The organism is Massilia sp. GER05 (assembly GCF_052056005.1).
GTDB lineage: Bacteria > Pseudomonadota > Gammaproteobacteria > Burkholderiales > Burkholderiaceae_D > Telluria > Telluria orientalis.
On record NZ_CP178858.1, the window covers coordinates 6,210,308 to 6,226,822 of the forward strand.

Annotated in this window: 12 protein-coding genes; all 12 read right to left on the reverse strand. The window is 66.0% G+C overall.

Features of this window, described 5'->3' with window-relative positions:
• Positions 1-12 precede the first annotated feature (12 nt).
• The gene (locus tag ACL58G_RS27445; RefSeq protein WP_440963793.1) at positions 13-3,000 is read right to left on the reverse strand and encodes an ExeM/NucH family extracellular endonuclease; all 2,988 of its coding nucleotides are present in this window, start codon (positions 2,998-3,000) and stop codon (positions 13-15) included.
• A gap of 102 nt (positions 3,001-3,102) precedes the next feature.
• Positions 3,103-4,131: a TIGR03790 family protein gene (locus tag ACL58G_RS27450; protein WP_413387388.1), complete on the reverse strand. Its 1,029-nt coding sequence runs from the start codon at positions 4,129-4,131 to the stop codon at positions 3,103-3,105.
• 132 nt (positions 4,132-4,263) lie between these two features.
• Positions 4,264-4,968: a PEP_CTERM-anchored TLD domain-containing protein gene (locus ACL58G_RS27455; RefSeq protein ID WP_413387387.1), complete on the reverse strand. Its 705-nt coding sequence runs from the start codon at positions 4,966-4,968 to the stop codon at positions 4,264-4,266.
• A gap of 127 nt (positions 4,969-5,095) precedes the next feature.
• Positions 5,096-6,514, reverse strand: a complete 1,419-nt coding sequence (locus ACL58G_RS27460; RefSeq protein ID WP_413387386.1) for a mannose-1-phosphate guanylyltransferase/mannose-6-phosphate isomerase — start codon at positions 6,512-6,514, stop codon at positions 5,096-5,098.
• Complete coding sequence (locus ACL58G_RS27465; RefSeq protein ID WP_413337489.1) at positions 6,511-7,677, reverse strand: sugar phosphate nucleotidyltransferase; 1,167 nt, start codon at positions 7,675-7,677, stop codon at positions 6,511-6,513. Before ACL58G_RS27465 ends, ACL58G_RS27460 begins: the two co-directional genes overlap by 4 nt.
• Before the next feature lie 18 nt (positions 7,678-7,695).
• Positions 7,696-8,694, reverse strand: coding sequence for a UDP-glucose 4-epimerase GalE (galE, locus tag ACL58G_RS27470; RefSeq protein ID WP_413337488.1), 999 nt, complete (start codon positions 8,692-8,694; stop codon positions 7,696-7,698).
• A gap of 138 nt (positions 8,695-8,832) precedes the next feature.
• Positions 8,833-9,582: a WecB/TagA/CpsF family glycosyltransferase gene (locus tag ACL58G_RS27475; protein ID WP_413337487.1), complete on the reverse strand. Its 750-nt coding sequence runs from the start codon at positions 9,580-9,582 to the stop codon at positions 8,833-8,835.
• A 13-nt stretch (positions 9,583-9,595) separates the two neighbouring features.
• Positions 9,596-10,726, reverse strand: a complete 1,131-nt coding sequence (gene wecB, locus ACL58G_RS27480) for a non-hydrolyzing UDP-N-acetylglucosamine 2-epimerase (RefSeq protein WP_413387385.1) — start codon at positions 10,724-10,726, stop codon at positions 9,596-9,598.
• Between the two features lie 43 nt (positions 10,727-10,769).
• Positions 10,770-12,728, reverse strand: a complete 1,959-nt coding sequence (locus ACL58G_RS27485) for an alginate lyase family protein (protein WP_440963794.1) — start codon at positions 12,726-12,728, stop codon at positions 10,770-10,772.
• Entirely contained in the window at positions 12,728-13,816 is a 1,089-nt protein-coding gene (locus tag ACL58G_RS27490) for a glycosyltransferase family 4 protein (protein WP_440963795.1), read from the reverse strand. Before ACL58G_RS27490 ends, ACL58G_RS27485 begins: the two co-directional genes overlap by 1 nt.
• Positions 13,817-13,902: 86 nt before the next feature.
• Positions 13,903-15,189: a phenylacetate--CoA ligase family protein gene (locus ACL58G_RS27495; protein ID WP_440963796.1), complete on the reverse strand. Its 1,287-nt coding sequence runs from the start codon at positions 15,187-15,189 to the stop codon at positions 13,903-13,905.
• Positions 15,190-15,192: 3 nt separating this feature from the next.
• Complete coding sequence (locus ACL58G_RS27500; RefSeq protein ID WP_440963797.1) at positions 15,193-16,401, reverse strand: glycosyltransferase; 1,209 nt, start codon at positions 16,399-16,401, stop codon at positions 15,193-15,195.
• Positions 16,402-16,515 lie beyond the last annotated feature (114 nt).

Consider the following 16,515-nt stretch of genomic DNA (forward strand, 5'->3'; position numbering starts at 1 on the left):
GCGGTCTCTCAATCAAAAGGTGCCGGAATACAGTTTGGACGTGAACGTGATGTTCGTCTTCGACGGGTTCGTGAACGTCAGCGCCACGGTCACGGTCGCGCCCGGTGCGAGGGTCGTCCCCGGCAGGGTCACGTAGGGCGCGCCATTGAAAGCGCCGCTCCTGTTGTCGAGCGTGACGCCGGCCGGCAGGCCCTGCAGCACGTATTGCAGCGGGCCGGACAGTGCGCCGCCGCTCGTGTTCGTGAACGTCACGTTGCCGCTGAATTTGCCGGTGACGCGGTTGTAGCCGAGCGTGCCCGGCACGATCTTCACGCTGGCCGTGACGTCGGCGTAGGCCGGCGCCAGGTTCAGGCTCACGACGACCGGATCGTGGTCGGACGCGCGGAACGGATTGTTCACGTACGGGTCGTCGGCCGTGTCGCCGAGGTTGTAGTCGATCGCGTCCGGCTCGTCCGCGTTGTTGTGCCACTCGGTCACGCCGGCCACCTGCGGGTCGAGGGCGCTGCTGGCCAGCGCGTGGTCGAGGTAGCCGCTCTGGCCGTCGAACACGTACGAATACGGCGTACCGTTCGGCCGCACGAAGCGCTCCAGTTCGTTGACCATGCCGTTGTCCGTCAGGTACGCGATCGGGTCCTCATGGCCGTATGCGTTGAAGTCGCCCACGGCCAGCACGTCCGGATCGCCCGCGGCCGCCACGACGGTCGGGATGAAGTCGGTGAACAACCGTTGGGCCTGCAGCACGCGGGTCGCGGTCCAGCAACCCTGGCCGTCGCCGCTGTCCGTGTCGCCGGCACCGGCGCCGCCGCAGCTGCCTTTCGACTTCAGGTGGTTGACGATCAGCGAGAACTTCGCGCCGTTCGCGTTGACCTTGAACGTCTGGGCCATCGGCGGACGATTGTTGACGGCGTCGCCGTCGGACAGCGCGCCACCCACCGGCGTCAGCACGGCCGGTTTGTAGATCATCGCCACGCGGATCGCGTCCGTGCCCGTCGCGGCCGGCTTCGCCACATAGGCGTACGTCGGCGTCGGCGCGCCGATCGCCTGGTTCAGCGCGTCGACAAGGTAGCTCACCGTGATGTCGCCGTTGTTCTGGATTTCCATCAGGCCGACGGCATCCGCGTTCATCGCCTTCAGCTCATTGACGATCTTGTCGCGCTGGCGGTTGAACTCGGCGAGATTGTCGGCGCCGCGGCAATTGCTCCTGGACGGTGCGGACGAGCCGATCGTGCAGCCCTGCCCCGTGCGGCCCCACGCGTCGGTGCCGTCCGTGAACGTCGTGAAGAAGTTCAGCACGTTGGCGCTGGCCACGCGGACATTGCCCGCGACGACGGTCGGCGCATCGTCGCGCGCGTTCGTGCGGCTGAACACGGGGGTCTCGGTCGGCTGCAGCTTGTACCAGCCCCCGCCACCGCCGATGGCGCCGAAGTCGAGCACACCGACGAGGTCCGTCACCGTGTCGCCCGCGCGCACGGTCTTGTCCGCCGCAAGATAAGGGATGTGCGGCGGCACGGTGAAGATGCCGTCGTCCAGGATCACCATGTTCTGCGCGTTGGCGGCGATCAGCGCGTTTGCCTCCGCCGTGCCGGCGCGGTAGCGGTTCGTCGGCGTCTCGCGGCGGCCGTTGGCCAGCACCAGCTCGCCGCGGTCGCCCAGATAGCTGTTGCCGTTGACGGTCAGCGGATTCGTGAAGCGCACGAGCATGCCTTCGTAGTGGCTCAGCTCGGTCGGCAGGTCGATGTTGACGGGGACTATCGTGTTGCCGCTGCCGAGGACCGTGGCGGCGCTGACGTCCTTCAGTTCCGTGTACGAGCGTTTCGCACCGTTCGGCGTGAACTCCGTCACGGTGCCCGTCACGCGCACGAGATCGCCTTCCTTGACGGCGGCTGCCGCGGTGGCCCCGAACACGAAGATCGCGTCGGACGTGTCCGGATCGCCGTCGCCCTGCGGGTCCTGGATGTAAAAGCCGCTGCCCAGTTTCTTCGTGACGACGCCGGACGTCGTCTGCACCGTGTTCACGTACGGGCTCGCCAGGCCGCGGCCCTGGATCTGCGGGATCTTGACGAGGCCGCTGACAGCCACGTTGACGGTGCAGCTCGCGCTCTGGCTCGCGTCGTTGGCGAACGTGATCTCGACCGGATACGTGCCGGCCGGCAGGCTCGCGGCGACGACGAGGTTCGCGGTCGCCGTGCGGTTGCCGGCAGTGGCCGGCGTGAAGCCCGTCAGGCTGATGCCGGCCACGGCGCCCTTGCTGATGACGGCGCTGTTGACGAGGCTGTCGGCGTCGCTCGCCTGCAGCGGCGCGGTCGTGCCGGTGCCGACTTCGATGCCGACGCTGCCCGGGCACGCCAGCACGATCGGCTGCGGCAGCGGCGCGCCGCTGCACGACACGCGGTCGCTGGACGTGTTGCGCGGGCTTGCTGCGCCGGTGACGAAGTCGCTGCTGTTGTCGTCCGAGTCCAGGCAGCCATTGTTCTTGCGCAACACGGCCAGCGTGTTCGACGGCGCCGGCGTCGCGCCCGAGCCTTCGTAATAGCCGGCGGTGGTGCCGAAGCCGACGAGGTCGACGACGTTGTCGACGGGCTTGCCGCCGGCCAGGGCCGTCACCGAGTTGACGAGCGCGACCTTGCCGGCCGTCGCACTCATCGTGATGGTGCCGGTGGCATCCGGCGTCAGCGCGTCCGTGCCGCCGCTGCCCAGCGCCTCATGCACGAGGTAGTACTGGCCGGCGGCCAGCGTGACGCTGGCGGGCAGCTTCGTCACCTGCCAGCTCGTTCCGGTGGCCGATGCGTATTGCACGCTCCAGTTCGTCAGGGTGACGGCCGTGTCGCCCGTGTTCAGCAGCTCGATGTAATCGTTCTTGTAGGTGGCGCCTGAATTGCCGCCGCCGCCGTAGACCTGGCTGATGACGACGCCGCCCGGCGCGGCGAACACGGGTGCCGACAAGCCGGCCAGCAGCGCGGCCAGCACGGTCATGCGTCCTGGAGAATGCAAATGTGTCATGGGTTATCCTGGAAATGATTTGTCAATGCAACACTTAACAAATGTATATTAAATGCACAAATTGACAACATCATGACCACGGATTAGTCCGAACGGACCAATTCAGCGCTTGCGGTAAGGCGCAGCCAACGGCTCCCCGATGAACAGCCCCTGCGTGGGCCAGGCGACGCTTTTCCAGTAGGCCTCGATTGCGCTATTGCCCTGCACATAGTGCTTGAGCAGCACCGCCGGATTCGGGAATTTCTGCCAGTGGTTGCAGGGCTCGCTGACGGTGCCATAGCTCGCGGTCGCGCCCGCCTCCAGCCAGCGCAGGCTGCTCATCTGCTCGCCGCCGAGCAGGTCGCCGCCCAGCGACGTCAGGTGATCGGCCAGCGCGCCGGGCAGGAAGTGCAGCGTGTCCAGTTTGGCGACCTCGGCCATGCCCGTCTCGTAGACCATGACGTCCTGCGCGCCCTCCAGCACGTCGGCCTGCATCGTCTTCGTCGCCAGCTTGCGCGCGGCGATCCTGCCGGCCGGCGGGAAGAACTGGGCGCGGGAATTGCGCACCTTTTCCGACGTCGCCAGGAAGTAGGCGGTGGCCGGCACGATCCGGAAGCCCGCACCGGCGCCGCGGTCGATCAGGGCCTTCGCCTGCTCCACGGATTCCGTCGGCAGCAGCATCGAGATGCGGATGTTCAGGTCGGTGTACGGACGGGGGGAACTGGAATTGAAGTACGGGCTCGGCCGCCCCGGCAAACACGTCTTGATGCACTGGTCGGGATCGAACCCGAGGCTGTACGCGCCCGTGATCGAATTGCACGCGACCTTGTACGGCGCGGTCCACACCATCAGCACCGCCTGCACCTCGGGCCGCAGGTGCGCGTCGATCTCTTCCTTCAGTTGCGCGAAGCGTTCCGGGCTGATCTCGTGCGGCTTGCCGGGTATGCGCACGTGCACGACATTGGCCGCCGGGATGCCGCGCCGCTTGCGGTAATACTCGCCGACCTTGACGCTGTTCGGTTCGGCATCATTGATGACGATCGCCAGTTGATCCGGCTGGAGGTGGGAGGCGCTGACGAACTGGGCATGAGAAGGTGCCGCAAGGAAGACAGCGAAAAACAGGGATAGGCAGAGTCTTGGGATCCAGATCATGAACACATCATGCCACAACTTGCAACGAAGACAACGGTGGGGTGGGGTAATTGATACCGGGGGCATCAAGTACGTGCCCACGCGTGACGCAGGTGACGTGTTGGCGTGACGCGTGGGCGGGGGCCGCCCACCCTACCGTGCGCGCCTGCGCACCGTGGTCCCCAGGATGCAGATGCCGGCCAGCAGCATCGCGACGTTCCCGGGCTCCGGCACCGGCGAAATCGCGAACACTTCCATTGCATTCAACTTGACGATCTCGCCGTGCAGGCTGCCGTCGATGATGCTGTAGCCTTCGTTTGCCGGATTTCCATAGCTCAGTTGCCACGACGTGGCCGCCGTCAACGCGTCGTTGACGTACAGGTCCGGTCCGGAACCGAAAATGGGACCGTAGCCGGCCTCGTTATAGGTCTGGCGCAAGCCCTGGCTCGGCAGCACGTAGTCCGTCAGGACCTGGCGGTACACGGCCGGGGTCGTCATGTTGAACAGGAAGGCCGTGCGCTGCCAGTCGCGCTGGGTCTCGTGCCAGCCTTCATCGGACGCCCAGCCCTGCGGGTTGTAGCCGCCCACGAGGTAGCTGGCGCCGGCGTCGTTCGTCACGTCGAACAGGGTGAAGGTCGCGCCCTTCCCGTCCGCGCCGGCGTGGAAGGCGTCCGACGTATCGCCGGGACGCAGGGTGTACACATTGTTGAGGTTGAATTCGCCGGCGCCGAGCCAGCGTTCGAGTTGGGCGTGGCTGTCCGCGTCCAGCAGAGCAGATCCGCCGATGATATCGCCTGCCGCCGCCGTGCCGCCGACGCCGGCGAGCGCGCATGCCGCGATGATCGTCTTCATCTTCATGATGTTCCCCCGATGGGTTTCGACGATGCATTGTATGCCGCATGCGCGCGGCCATACGCACTGTAGCGCTACGGAACTAAAGGAAAAGACGCGTCCGCACGAGAAATGCGGACGCGGGGATGTGGGCTTACGCCCGCTTGTAGATGTCCTCGAAGCGGACGATGTCGTCCTCGCCGAGGTAGCTGCCGGACTGCACTTCGATCAGGTGCAGCGGCAGCTTGCCCGGGTTTTCCAGGCGGTGCGTCATGCCGATCGGGATATACGTGGACTCGTTCTCGGACAGCAGGGTGACGTTGTCGCCGCACGTGACGCGGGCCGTGCCGGACACGACGATCCAGTGCTCGGCGCGGTGGTGGTGCATCTGCAGCGACAGCTTTTCGCCCGGCTTCACGCAGATGCGCTTGACCTGGAAGCGCTCGCCCGCGTCGATGCCTTCGTAATAGCCCCACGGACGGTACACCTTCGTGTGATACAGGTGTTCCGTGCGCTCGTTGCCCTTGAGGTGGTCGACGACGTTCTTCACGCGCTGGACCTGGTCCTTGTGCGCGACGAGCACGGCATCGTTCGTCTCGACGACGACGAGGTCCTTCACGCCCACGACGGCCACGATGCGGCTCTCGGCGCGCACGAGCGTGTTGCTCGTGCTGTCGAGGTAGACGTCGCCGCGGATCGCATTGCCGTTGGCATCCTTGTCCTGCACGTCGGCCAGCGCCGACCAGGAACCGACGTCGCTCCAGCCGATGTCGGCCGCGACGACGACGCCGTCGCGCGTATGTTCCATCACCGCGTAGTCGATCGAATCGGACGGGCTCGCGGCGAACGCGGCTTCGTCCAGGCGGCAGAAGTCCAGGTCGCGGTACGCCGACTGCACGGCGGCGCCGGCGGCCTCGGCGATCGTCGGCGCGTGCTTCCCGATCTCGGCCAGGAAGCGGTCGGCACGGAACATGAACATGCCGCTGTTCCAGTAAAAGCCGCCGTCGGCGACGAAGCCTTCGGCCGTGTTGCGGTCGGGCTTTTCGACGAAGCGCTCGATCTTGTAGCAATCGTCGCAGCCCGGCAGCGGTTCGCCGCGGCGGATGTAGCCATAGCCCGTTTCCGGGGCGCTCGGCACGATGCCGAACGTGGCCAGCGCGCCCTGCTCCACCTGGACCGCGGCACGTTCCACCGCGAGGCGGAACGCTTCGTTCTTTTCGATCACGTGGTCGGCCGGCAGCACGAGCATCACGGCGTCCGGATCCTGCGCTTTCAGGAAGGCGGCCGCAGCTGCCACGGCCGGGGCCGTGTTGCGGCCCGCCGGCTCGAGCAGGATGCCGTGCGGCGTGATGCCGACGCCGCGCAGCTGCTCGGCCACGAGGAAGCGGTGCTCATTGCCGCAAACCACCAGCGGCGCCATCAACCCCGGCCAGCCGCGGACCCGCAGCGCGGTTTCCTGCAGCATCGTCTTGTCCGTCACCAGCGGCAGCAGCTGCTTGGGCATCACTGCCCGCGACAGCGGCCACAAACGGGTACCGGCACCGCCGGAGAGGATGACTGGGTAAATTTTCATGCGTTGGCTTTCTCTAATGTCTTGTCTGTTTCTTCGGCCTGCTCTTTGCGCCGGCTGCGGCGACGGTCGCGCGCGTTCAGCCACTCCGACGAGCTGTACTCGGAGGAATGCTTCATCTCCCCGGCACGGTCGATGCTGTAGTCTTTGAAAACGATCATTTCATGTAAAGTCACGTCGTTCAGCACGCGAGTGTACTCGAAAAGCACACTACGGACGACCTCGGCACCCTCGCAGATGTGGCTGCCATGGCCGATCCACGTGGGGCCGATGATCGTGGCGCCGGCCTCGATCTTGACGCCGGAACCGATGTAGACGGGGCCCTTGATCGTCGTGCCCCGCCAGTCGATGCTCGTGTTCAGGCCGGTCCACAGGCCCGGCTCGATCTGGATGCCCGGCACATCCATATGGTTGACCTCACCAGTCAGCACGTTCTGCAGCACTTCCCAGTAATCGCTCACGCTGCCGATGTCCAGCCAGTTGAACGGACGGCCCTGGGCATAGAACGGCATGCCCTTTTCGGCCAGCAGCGGGAACAGCTGGGAACCGATGTCGAACTCCACGCCCGACGGGATCAGGTCGATCACTTCCGGCTCGAAGATGTAGATGCCGGTGCTGATGAAGTTCGACAGCGCCTCTTCCTGCTTCGGCTTTTCCTGGAACTGGGTGATGCGGCCATTCTGGTCGGTCACGACGACGCCATAGCTCGACACCTTGTCCCACGGGACTTCCTTCGTGATGACGGACGCCACGGCGCCCTTGCGGCGATGCTCCGCCAGGGCAGCCTTGAGGTCCAGGTCGATCAGCGCGTCGCCGCACAGGACGATGGTCGTGTCGTCGAAGAAGCCGCCGAATTCCTGGATCTTCTTCATGCCGCCGGCCGAACCGATCGGCACGGCGACGACTTCGCCATCTTCCTTCGTGTAGCCTTCGAAGGAATAGCCGATCTGGACGCCGTACTGCTCGCCCTCGCCGAAGTATTCCTCGATCTTTTCGTGCAGGTGGCTGACGTTCACCATGATCTCGGTCACGCCGTGCTTGCGCAGGTGCTCGATCAGGTAGGCCATCACGGGCTTGCCCAGCACGGGGATCATCGGTTTCGGCAGGTCATAGGTCAACGGACGTACACGCGTACCTTTGCCTGCTGCAAGAATCATCGCTTTCATGGTTCGGTCCTCATACGTTTATTTTGGAGTAGTCTGGTAGCGCCAGGAATCAGCGCACATCTGAGCGATGTCACGCTGCGCGGTCCAACCGAGTTCCTCGCGCGCTTTCGTCGGGTCGGCGTAGCACTTGGCAATGTCGCCGGGGCGACGGTCAACGATCTGGTAGGCAATCGGTTTGCCGCAGGCCTTCTCGAAGGCATGCACCATTTCCAGCACGCTATTGCCGTTGCCGGTGCCGAGGTTGTACGTGTGCAGGCCGGCACCCTGTGCCAGCTTGTCCAGGGTCTTGACGTGGCCGATGGCCAGGTCGACGACGTGGATGTAGTCGCGCATGCCGGTGCCGTCCGGCGTCGGGTAGTCGCCGCCGAACACGGACAGTTTTTCGCGCTGGCCGTTGGCGACCTGGGCGATGTACGGCACCAGGTTGTTGGGGATGCCGTTCGGCTCCTCGCCGATCAGGCCGCTTTCATGGGCGCCCACCGGGTTGAAATAGCGCAGCAGGGCGATGCGCCAGTCCGGCTCGGCCTTGAACACGTCGCGCAGGATGTCTTCGATCATCAGCTTGCTGCGGCCATACGGATTGGTGGCCGACAGCGGGAAGTCCTCCTTGATCGGCACCGAGGCCGGATCGCCGTACACGGTGGCCGACGACGAGAACACGAGCGTCTTGCAGCCGAACTTGGCCATCGTCTCGAACAGCGCGACGCTGCCGTAGACGTTGTTGTCGTAGTAGCGCAGCGGCTGCGCCACCGATTCGCCGACCGCCTTCAGGCCGGCGAAGTGGATCACGGCATCGATCTTGTGGGCACCGAACACGGCTTCCATGGCCGCGCGGTCGCGGATGTCGCCTTCGACGAAGACGAACGGCTTGCCGGTGATCTTTTGCACGCGGTCTTGCACGGAACGCACCGCGTTGTACAGGTTGTCGTACACGACCACGTCGTGGCCGGCGTTCTGCAGTTCCACGACGGTGTGCGAACCGATGTAACCCATGCCGCCAGTAACGAGAATCTTCATGAATGCTCTTCTTTCGTAAAAGTGTTGCTGCCGCCGTGCTCTTGCTGGAGCCGGCGCGCATCGTTATGTTGTCGGCGCGGAAAGAGTCCCCCGCGCCATCCCTGTCTGGTGTTTTGGTGTACTACAACCTCGTGGACGCTATCGTGCGCCCTTCAACTTCAACTCCTTGAGGAACAGCCAGATGAAGGCCATGTCCTCGATAAAATATCTACGGAACATACGGCGCGGCTCCTGCAGGAAACGGTAGAACCATTCCAGCCCGGATTTCTGCATCCAGAGCGGCGCGCGCTTCACGTGTCCGATCGCCACGTCGAAGGTACCACCGACGCCCATGGCGAACGGCACCTTCATCTCGGCCTGCCAGCGGCCGAGGAACTGCTCTTTTTTCGGCGAACTGATCGCCACGAACAACAGGTCGGGGCGCGCGGCGCGGATCTGTTCGACCACGTCCGCCTCTTCCGCCTCGCCCTTCCAGTAACCGTTGCGGTAGCCGGCCAGCACCAGGTTCGGATATCTGTGCCGGTACGTGGACGCCACCTTGCCCACCACGTCTTCCCTGGCGCCGAGCAGGAACACGCGCCAGCCCTTCTCGCCCGCGCGCCGCATCAGCGCCTCGAACAGGTCGCAGCCCGCGACCCGTTCCTTCAGCGGCCGGCCCAGCAGGCGCGACGCCCACACGACCGGCATGCCATCGACATTCACGAGCGCGCAATCGTTGATGATCCGGCGCAGTTCCGGATCGCGGCTGGCCTTGACCAGCTTGTCGACGTTGACCACCACGTGTTGATGGGGCCGTCCTGTATGGATGAACCCCTCGACCGTCTGCAATGTCTCTTCCATCGTCAGGTTGTCGATGGAGCACCCCATCAGCGTGATGCGCTCGTTCATGTCTACCTCATGATTAACTTTGCCCGCGGATTTCCTTCGTCAGGACGTCCACGATGCGTTCCGCCGCACGGCCGTCCCACAGATGCGGCCGGCGGCCCTGCTTGCCCTCGCCGCGCAGGATCTTGCGCGCCTCGAGGAGGATCGCGGCCGGGTCGGTGCCGGCCAGCACGTTCGAACCTTCGTCCACGGTCACGGGACGTTCCGTGTTCTCGCGGATCGTGACGCAGGGCACGCCCAGCGCCGTCGTTTCTTCCTGCAGGCCGCCGCTGTCCGTCAGCACGACGGCCGCGTCCTTCCACAGGTTCAGGAAGGCCATGTACGCCTGCGGGCCCGCCAGCGTGACGTTCGGGCCCAGGTCGATGCCGAATTTCTCGAGGTTCGCGCGGGTGCGCGGGTGCACGGGGAAGATCAGCGGCAGGTCGGCCGCGATCTCCTTCAGCGCGCCGGCGATGCGCGTGAACGTGGCCGCATCGTCGACGTTGCTCGGACGATGCAGGGTCACCACGCCGTAGCGCTCGCCTGCGCCGTTGCCCCCTTTTTTGCGTTCGGCCTTCCACTTGCTCGTCTCGAATGCGGACGTGTCCGCGCTGCTCAATTTCTCGGCCTGGTACAGCACGTTGTCGACCATCACGTGGCCGACGTAGTGGATCGCGCCGTCCTTCTTGCCTTCGCGGCGCAGGTGTTCCACGGCCGACGGTTCCGTGACGAAGAACCAGTCGGAGATGCTGTCGGTGACGAGACGGTTGATTTCCTCCGGCATCGCCATGTCGCCGCTGCGCAGGCCGGCCTCGACGTGGGCGACCGGGATATTGAGTTTCTTGGCGACGATCGAGCACGCGAGCGTCGAGTTCACGTCGCCCACGACGAGCACGGCGTCCGGGCGCTCGCCCTGGCACAGCTCTTCGAAGCCGATCATGATCTTGGCCGTCTGCTGGGCGTGGCTGCCGCCGCCTGCCGCCATGAACACGTCCGGCTGCGGGATGCCCAGTTCTTCGAAGAACACGTCGTTCATCTCGCGGTCGTAGTGCTGCCCCGTGTGGATGATCTTGAACGCCGGCGCATCCGCGCGTGCCTGCAGCGCGCGCACGATCGGCGCGATTTTCATGAAGTTCGGGCGGGCACCTGCGACCAGATAGATGAGCATTTGAAACAATCCCTTTAGTTATGGAAATTATGGAAAAACGCTGTTAGAAAAACGTTATTGTAAACTTGCACTCGACCGGAACGGCGGACGATACGGTGCTGACCTTCAGAACGTCGCATGGCTGCCTGCTTTCATAGCAGCGCGAGTACCAGCCGAGCGGCGGGTTTTCGTTGCCGCGCACCAGTTCCAGCTTCAGGTCCGCGCCGTGCGCATGCATCTGCAGCGCGAAGCGCTTGCCCCGCACGTGCAGGCCGGCGCTGTTCAGGCGCACGTCCAGGCCGGGCGCGAAATGCCAGAACAGCTCGACCTGGTGATGTTTCTTGGCGGCGATCTCGTCGCGCACCACCAGAGTTGCGCTCGCCGCGTCGAACCGGACGCTGCGCATGTGCCGGACGGGATCCGCGAGGCGCTCGTAACCGTCGTGCGAACCGCGGAAATCGAATTCGTGCGGCGATTGCGGCATGCGCTCGATCGAGGCCCGCGCCTTTTTCAGCCACATGAAGCGTCCGCCCGAGACCGACTGGTCGAGCCCGTCGATCCGCACCGTGTTGTGCGCCGACGTGCCGCGGAAGTAATCGCGCCACTTGGGTTCCTGCCAGTACGAATACGTGCCGGGATCGACGAGGCACTCTTCGCCGCCGATGGACAGGGTCAGCGCCAGCGCGTCCGCGTGGCCGTGCGCGGCGATGCCGAGATAGCCCAGCGGGCCGCAATCGACCATGCCCTTGATTTCGTTCGGCTCGCCGAAGTGCGACCCGAACAGCAAATAACCCCCGTCCGGGAACGCCCAGCCCGTCTCCGATTCGTGCGGATCCGCTTCCGGCCGCTTGCCGGGCAAGGTGTGCAGCAGCCAGCGCACGCCCGGATGCGTGGGCGGCATGCGGCGCAGCACAGCGTCGCCCAGCGCGAGCAATTGTTCGGCGCGGTCGTTGGCGGGAGAATCCAGCCGGAACACGATGCCGTCGTCCGCATCGCCGACCATCGGCACGTTGCCTTTCAGGTCGCGCACGGAGCGCAGGAAACGCAGCGCGCGCAGCAAGGCGGTCCAGTAGGCGCGCGAGAACGGGTGGTCGCAGGCCTGGCCGACGAGGCCCGCCACGAACAGGAATTCGGAGGAAAAGATGTGGTACGCGAACGCCTGCTCGCGGTTCACACCGTCGCGCGAGAACTGCGCCTGCGCTTCGTGCTCCAGTTCGCGCCGCGCCTGTTCCAGCCACGCGCCCGACGACTTCCAGCACGGCCAGATCGACGCGCCCACGTACAGGCCGGCCAGTTCGCCGATCAAATGATTGTTCGCCGACGAATGGCGGGACAGGTGCCGCGCGATCGCGCTGCAATGGGCGTGAATGCTGTCCAGCCAGTCGGCGCGCAGGCGCTGGCCCTCCTCGCCTGCGAACAGGCCGCTTCCCTCGCCGCCGATCATTTGCCACACGAGGCCCCAGTTGATGAGGCGGATGCCCAGTTCCAGCGAGCTCGTCCAGTTGGGGCCGACGAGCGGCGGGCACTGGTCGAGCCAGCTGCGCAGCTGCGTCTGCAGCGCGTGCAGCCAGGCGACGTCGTTCGTCACGGCCCACGCCTGCGCGAGGCGCACGAGGTGCAGGTGGCGGTTCAGTTCCCACACGTGCTTGATGTCGCCGACCTGTTCGCGGTTCGTGATCGTGATGTCGCCCGCGTAGATGCCCGGCCCCACGACGCCGGTGTCCGGATCGCGGTTCCACACGGGCGGCATGCCGACGTCGAACCGGCGGTTGGCGAACAGGACGACGTGGCCGGCGCAGATGCTGTCGGCGTCCGCCAGCAGCGCGTCGCGCTCGGCCTGGGACAGGGTCGGGGCACCGTGGACGCTGAACGTGCGGGCCCGGGGCAGCGGCGGCGCGGCGCGGGCGCGCATGCGTTTCGCCACGCGCGTGAGCGCCGCCTGCTGGATCCGATAGCCGACCTCGGCCACGGACATGCAGCGCAATCGGTTGACCAGCCAGACCATCCCTGTCGCTTCGCTCATCATCGTGTCCCCGCCAGTTCACGGTAGATAGCGGACAATTGCCCGCACACCACCTCGGTTGAGTATTGTTGTTCGATGGTTGCGCGCGCACGTTCGGCCAGCCGGTCGCGCAGGGCGGTATCGCCCAGGAGTCGTGCCAGCGCCCTGGCGAGCGCCCGTTCGTCGCGCGGCGGCACCAGCAGGCCGTTGTCACCGTCGCGCAGGGTTTCGGGAATGCCGCCGACGTGCGTCGCCACGACGGCCTTGCGTGCCGCCATCGCTTCCAGCATCGACATCGGCAAGCCTTCCGCGTGGGAAGGCAGACAGAACACGCTGGCCTTCGCCAGCTCGGCGTCGCGCGCCTCCGGGCCGACCCAGCCCAGCAGCTCGATGCGTTCGGCGATGCCCAGCTCGGCCGCGCGCCGGCGCACCCCTTGCGCATCGCCTTCGCCGCCGAACACGAGACGCAGCGGCGTCGGACCGGACGCCTCGCGCACGATACGGGCGCCCGCTTCCAGCAATTCATGGACGCCCTTCGCGGTTTCCAGCCGGCCGAGGAACAGGATGCGGCCGGGCACGGCGGCGTCGCGGGATGGCAGCACCGGCAGCGGCACGGCATTCGGCACGACGGCCACGCGGGCGCGCGGCGCGAACGCGTGCACGAACTGGGCCCAGCCTTCGGACAGGGTGATCACGAGCGAGCTCGCTTCCAGCGTGTGGCGGATCCAGCGCCGCAGCAGCGTGCCCGACTCTTCGGTGGCAAAGGTGCGGAAGCCGCCACCGTGCAGGTGGAAAATGGTCTTGCAACCGGCCAGGCGCGCGATCAGCAGCACGACCGACTTGCGCAGGAAGCTCGCGTGCGACGCCGCGTGCACGTGGACGACGGCCGGATGCCGCACCAGGCAGGCGACGAGCGTCTGCCAGAACCCGGCCAGCGCGCCCTGCGCCTTCACCAGGGGCGAACCGTCGCGGTGGGTCGCCACGTAGCGCACCGCTTCGCGCTCGAACAGGCCATGACGGCGCAGCACGGACACCACCGCCGCCACCCCGCCCCTGCCTTCGAGCGCGGTGCCGACCATCAGGACCCGTGGCGGGGCCTTCGTCCGCATCTGTGCTGGTCGTTCCAACGCTCAAGCCCTTATAAAATGGACAATATTTCGATAGTACATCATGATTTTTCGGCCGTGCGCACGCTTCAACTCTCGATCGCGATGAACTCGAACTTGCCGTTCGGCCCACGCGGAATCGCCGCCACCCGCTCGACGCGCACCTTCACGCCGGGCACGCGCAGCAGGAACTTGTCGGCCAGCGCCCGCTCGTCCGCATCGGAAAAACCGTCGGCCGTCACGACGCGCAGCACGAACTCGCCGTCGCCGCGGTACAGCACCTGCCCTTCGACGAGGTGCCGGTCATGGCCCTGGAAAACGCGGTCGAGCCGGGCGATGATGCGGCCGTCCGGCAGGGTCACGATCCTTTCCTGGCGCCCGATCACGGCCTTGATCGTCGGGAACACCCGGCCGCACGGGCAAGGCGCTCCGTCCGGGATCACGGTGTCGCCCGTGCGGTAGCGCACGAGCGGCATCGCGGCATTGTTCAGCGACGTGCCGACCAGTTCGCAGGCACCGCCCTCGGTCTCGAGCAGGGCGACGCCGGAATAATCCGTGAGCACGTGGTAACGGCCCTCTTCGCACGTGCCGATGGCGGCCACGCGCTCGGCCTGGCCGTACCAGTCGAACACCTTCACGCCGAACGCCTGCTCGACGGCCGCGCGCACACCTGGTTCCAGCGTCTCGGACGACGTCATCACGCCGCGCAACGCGCGTCCGCGATAGCTTCTACCGGCCGCGTTGAGCCACGCGGCCAGCGCCGCGATCGACGACGGGTACGCGTGGATCACGACGGGATCGAAGCGTTCCAGTTCGGCGATGTAGCGGCCGATCGTCTCGTTCGACAAATGGTACGACGACATCATGAGCATATTGCCCACCCAGTCGCGGCACCAGTAGCGGCCGTCCGTGGGATGGTCGGGGCAGACGATGTCGCCGCGGATCCACGCGCGCGGCTGGCCCTTGCGCCAGCCTATCCATTGCAGCTGGCGGTGCACGAAACCCTCTTCGCGCACGAGGTTGCCGAGCGACTGCACGATGGTCAGCGGCGAGCCGGACGTGCCGCTCGTCTTGATGGTCGTGCGGACCCAGGAGCCGGGGCCGCGCGGTCGCACGAGCTGTTCCGGGTGCTGGCGCACGTCGGCCTTCGTCAGCATGGCGCTGCCGGGAGACAGCCGCGGCAGCGACGTGCCGTCGCCGTCCAGCGGCACGCCGACCTGGCGGGCGCGCCGCGCGACGTATGCGGCGAGCGCCTCGCGCGACCGTTCGTTCGCGGCGAGGCCAGGATAGACGAACGCCCTGCCCCAGACGTTGCGGACCACTTCGCGCACGAGCGAACGCAGCGAGCACTTCAGCGAGTAGGTCCACATCGACATGGTCTAGGTCGACTCCGCCAGGATTTTCCTATAAATTTTTGCAACATTGTTACCGAGAATATCATAGGTCCGATGGCTTGTTACGTACGGTGGCCCACGTAATGCGAACTCGGCAGCAAGCGTCGCGTCATTTAACAATTGCAGCACAGCATCGGCGAACGGCACCGGCTCCATCGTCACGCACAGGCCGGCACCGCTCTCGTCGATGACAAGTTTCTGGTCGGGAATATCGTTGGCGACGCTGGGGATGCCGAGCGCCAGGTATTCGACGAGCTTCGTGGGCGATGACACGTCGAACAAGGTGCCGCGCGGAATCGGCGACAGGCCCACCTCGGCCCGCACGGCATAGCCGAGCGCCGTGCGCTGCGGCAGCCAGCCCGTCAGCAACACATGGTCGTCGAGGCGGCGCCGCTTGATTTCGCGGCGCATCCACGCCATCTCGTCGTCGGAGGGGGCGTCGCCGGCGATCACGAGCAGCACGTCGGGTTTTTTCTCGCGCAACTTGTCCGCCACGTCGAGCAGGAAGTCGGACCGGCGCGAACGGGCGATGCGGCCCAGGTACAGCACGACGCGGCGGTTATCCAGGCGCGGATCGTCGACCGGGTCGACATTGGCGCGGTCGAACAACTGGGCGTCCACGCCCATCGGCACGGCCGTCATGGTCGACCGGTCGAAACCTTTCGCGGCGAGCCAGTCGGCCATCGCATCGCTCTGCACGAACACGTGGCGCGCGCCGGGCAGCACGAAGCGGTAGATGGCCACGCGCGATGCCCAGGCGCGCAGCGCATGCCCCATCCATGTCAAACCGCGGCCCGAGCGGCCGATATCGTCGCGCCGGACCTCGAAGCCTTCGACGATGGGAAACGACATCCAGTAAAGGAACGGCACGCGCAGCAGCGCGGCCACGATGCGGCCCAGCACGCCGCTGGCGATCTTGTCGCGCACCTGGATGCAGTCGGGCCGGCCGTGACGCAGCGCACGCACGAGGCCCAGCAGGTCCCACAGCGGCGCGCACACGCTGGCGAAGCGGCTGCGCAGCGAGCCGACGACGTGCATGCCGCCGGCCGGCCACGGCGACGCGTCGCCGCTGCCGCCCTGCCCCACCAGCTCCGTCGCCACGCCGTAGCGGGGCATCTCGGTGCCGAACAGGGTGCGCACGTCGGCGCGGATGGGGGGCAATGGATCGCGGACGACAAAGAGGATGGAGCGCATGGATTCCTTGCCTTATGAACAACGCATGGAATCCGATTCTAGCTTACTCGTCACTGCGCACAATTGCGCGAGTCTTAAGGCATGCTGGTACGCGTGGCTGGAACTTGTCGAGCA